At 38.5% G+C, this 3,579-nt stretch carries 3 protein-coding genes and 1 pseudogene; 3 read left to right on the forward strand and 1 reads right to left on the reverse strand.

All coding sequences use genetic code 11. From position 1 onward, the window contains the following. Nucleotides 1-124: 124 nt before the first annotated feature. Nucleotides 125-328, reverse strand: a pseudogene (locus tag K6Y31_RS21875) (IS110 family transposase); the annotation flags it as partial. Nucleotides 329-664: 336 nt separating this feature from the next. Here K6Y31_RS21875 and K6Y31_RS21880 point away from each other — a divergent pair. From K6Y31_RS21880 to K6Y31_RS21890, 3 genes are all read left to right on the forward strand, one after another. Beyond that, complete coding sequence (locus K6Y31_RS21880; RefSeq protein WP_233055151.1) at nt 665-2,098, forward strand: hypothetical protein; 1,434 nt, start codon at nt 665-667, stop codon at nt 2,096-2,098. Nucleotides 2,099-2,224: 126 nt separating this feature from the next. Next, on the forward strand, nt 2,225-2,836 hold the full coding sequence (locus tag K6Y31_RS21885; RefSeq protein ID WP_232804210.1) for an MSMEG_1061 family FMN-dependent PPOX-type flavoprotein: 612 nt from the start codon (nt 2,225-2,227) through the stop codon (nt 2,834-2,836). A gap of 121 nt (nt 2,837-2,957) precedes the next feature. Beyond that, nucleotides 2,958-3,368, forward strand: coding sequence for a zinc-ribbon domain containing protein (locus K6Y31_RS21890; protein WP_233055152.1), 411 nt, complete (start codon nt 2,958-2,960; stop codon nt 3,366-3,368). Nucleotides 3,369-3,579 lie beyond the last annotated feature (211 nt).

Below are 3,579 nucleotides of genomic sequence, written 5' to 3' on the forward strand. Positions count from 1 at the left end.
CGACCGTTAAATAGCAGTAATAGATCAAAATAGGGGATCGCGGTCAATAGGGTGTTTGCAAAATTGCGCAGAAATGATCACGCGATCACACTATTTTAAATCTGGAATTAGCTGCGGAATGACGGATAAATGGCATTTCAAGACGACCAGTGGCTTCAATAACGATGCGATTGGGTTGGTGTTTTTTAATGGTTTTGACTGCCTCTTTAATGCCTTTTTCATCATTGGCAACGGTGAAATAGATGTCGAGGGGACGAATATAAATATCGAGTTGAAACTTGCCTGTATCGACGCCGACGGTAATATTTTGATTAGTTTTAGAATTCATAATAAGCTAACTCTTGCTTGCAAATGCGGGTTAGAGACCCAGTAGACTATTCGAGTATTTTGCTTGGAGTCCTTTGTCGCGTTCGTTCTTGTTATCGGTCTCTCAATGGAGGAGCCATCATTTAATCGAACTACGACAAGGAAAGCGTTAGTTGCAGCTAACGCCTGGGTCTCACATTACCCGAAACTGGATGTAAAGGGTCAATTAGGTGGGTTAATTATCCATACAAGCATTTAAACGGAACTAAAACAGTTGGCTCAGTTTCGCTTCGCTACACATTTTAGCCAACAATTTTAGTCCGCTTAATGTGGGCGCTAGGCAATCAACGAGGTTTTTATGAGAGTATCTGATTATTATAATTTAGGGCGAACACAACCTTATTTAGACTTTGTTGATATACGGCTAGATACCGATATTCCCGTATTCCTTGATCCTACTGCAATCAAGACTCTTGACTCTCCATGGGGCCATGAACTTTCATCTTTATTACAAAGTTTTTTTGAATGTGTTCTAAAACATATTAAAAATGGAAATGATTCAAAAGCCCAACTGCTTTTGGCTTCTTTGAATGAGCGAAATGAATTTCATTTGGGATTCTCTCGTGGTGAAAGCCGAGGACATGCGTTCGGCACTATATCAGCCGAATCTGTATGGGGGGCATTATCAAAAAGTCAGGCATCCCTTACCGGTCTGTTACAGGATCTAGAAGATACCTGCTTATTAATAAACGGCATCGGTACAGATATGATTTCAGATGCTGTATCAAATATTATTCGTGGGCCCTTAATAAAATATACACAAGAAATGTGCATTTATTATGGTATTCCATTGGTTGATGGAGTTGAATCAGGTCCAATTTGGAACCCAGTAAAAGAGACTTGGGAAAATGCATTTGTTGCATTACCAATTACTGATTATGGAAAAATTGTTCTTGTCCCTAAAGTTCTTGTCCGACAACGAGTTTGCTATAAATATGACGAATATTATAGGCACTTTCTCCTTCCCGAAATGCAATCTGAAGAGTTAAAGTCACACTCTTCTTTAGTTGAGGTCTTAAAAAATGGATCTGAGCGAGTTACGAAAAAAGCATTAATGGGTAAATATGGTTCAGATAAATTGGCTGTAGTTACAGAGACCCTAAAACGTCCACATGTGTTGGATGATTATAGGGAAAATAAAAAAACAAATGCCCCTTTACCGTTAACACATGAAGAAATATCAAGTGTTGAAGAGTCAGAGAAGCCAAATTGGGAAGGCTTAATAAATGAGCTTGAAGCAATTCCGACTGGTAGAGAAAGTGCAGGCGCTTATGAAGATACAATTGAAAAGATTTTCACTTCATTATTGTACCCATCACTTTGTTACCCGATAAAGCAACACAATATCCATGATGGTCGTAAGCGGATTGATATCACATATACAAATGAAGCAAGGAATGGTTTTTTTGCATGGTTGTCTTTACACTATCCTTCTTCAATGATTTTTATCGAATGTAAAAATTATGGTAAAGAAGTATCTAATCCGGAAGTTGATCAATTATCTGGGAGATTTTCCCCAAGTAGGGGGAAAGTAGGCATCCTAACTTGCCGTCAAATTGAGGATAAAGAGCGTTTGAAAAAGCGATGTAAAGATACAGCTAATGATTCCAGAGGGTTTATTATCTCACTAGATGATCAAGATATAATTGATTTAATAAAATGCAGGCAGTCTGAACCTGAATCTAATGAATATAAGCTATTAAGAAATATGTTCAATGAGCTCATAAGCTAAAAATTGCCTAACAAGTGCCTGCAATCTGACCTCCGGCCATTAGCATCTTTTTTGCATAAACCCGCAAAAAAGGCGCCAATGGCCTCCGGCAGTTGAGGCGGGCGTTAGTTTTATCAAGGAAGAATTATGAATGAATTAGCCTCACTGGAAGAAATTAGAGAGGTTATTGGCGAGCCCAATCCTTTAGCAAGCAAAAAGATTTACACTAAGTTAAATAGCAGAATGCAGGAGTTCATTCAGACTTCTCCTCTCGTTATGTTGTCTACTGTTGATGAATTTGGCTTTCCTACTATTTCCCCAAAGGGTGACAAGGCAGGCTTTGTACAAGTTCGTGATGAACACACTCTATTGTTACCAGAGCTTCGTGGAAACAAATTGGCTTTTTCGCTAACAAATATCGTTGAGACGAACAATAAAGTAGGCTTAATTTTTCTCCGACCTGGCACGGTTGAAACACTGAGAGTGCATGGACATTGTCGGTTGGTGGAAGGTGGTATATGCGATGAAGTATCAGGTGCAACACATAGAGCGTTAATGGTTCTTGAAATATCGGTACAAAACGCTTACTTCCATTGTGGTAAGCCGTTGTTACGTAGTAAAGCATGGGATTCAGCTAGTTATATGGAACCAATGAAAGTGTCTTTTGGTAAAGAGATTGCTGAAAATACAGATGCAGACGAAGAGTTCATTCATGAAACTGATAGAGCAGTGGAAGGGCGCTATAAAACAGACTTGTAGAAATAAAACTAACAGAGACTTTAAACGGAACAAAAACAGTTGGCTTTGTTTCGTACCTCAACAAGTTTAGCCAACAATTTTTGTCCGCTTAATGTGGGCGTTAGCCCATCGGAGTAAACGCATGGATCTAGTCAATCACCCACGTTTTAAAAACCCGAAAAATGGGGAAGTGAAAATTATTTCTGGTGATCCTTCTAAGCAAAAGCAAGTCACCAGGCCTCAGCGCAATTACATAGAATATGCAGACTTAAAGAAAGAGTGTAGGAAGTGTAATAGATATTTTTATTTCTTTGCTGAAGAGCAGAAATATTGGTATGAAGAGTTAAAATTTAGTCCATCTGCTGATTGTGTTTTTTGCCCCGAATGCAGACAAGCAAGAATTAAAGTGAAAAAGCTACAAAAAGAATATGAACTACTTCAAAAAAATGAAACTCCGAGCGACGACAAAATCAGGAGGTTTCGTATAGTTGCAAAAACCCTTATTAAACTAGGTTGTATGAAAGATCGTAGTAAAATTGATAAGCTGGACTGACAAGGTATTTAAACGCAACAAAAACAGTGGGTTACGTTTGGCTTTGCTACACATTTTAACCCACTATTTTTAGCCGCTTAATGAGGCGTTGAGGCTGTAGAATTTCTCTTTTTAGGGGCTAATACGCCCGATTTTCAAGTTGGTCGTTTTTTAACCTTGAACCATCTTTCATGCTGTGATCTAATCAATATTATTCACCTGCGACTCATTG

This window comes from Motilimonas cestriensis (assembly GCF_021295315.1).
Classification (GTDB): Bacteria; Pseudomonadota; Gammaproteobacteria; order Enterobacterales; family CBDFNC01; genus Motilimonas; species Motilimonas cestriensis.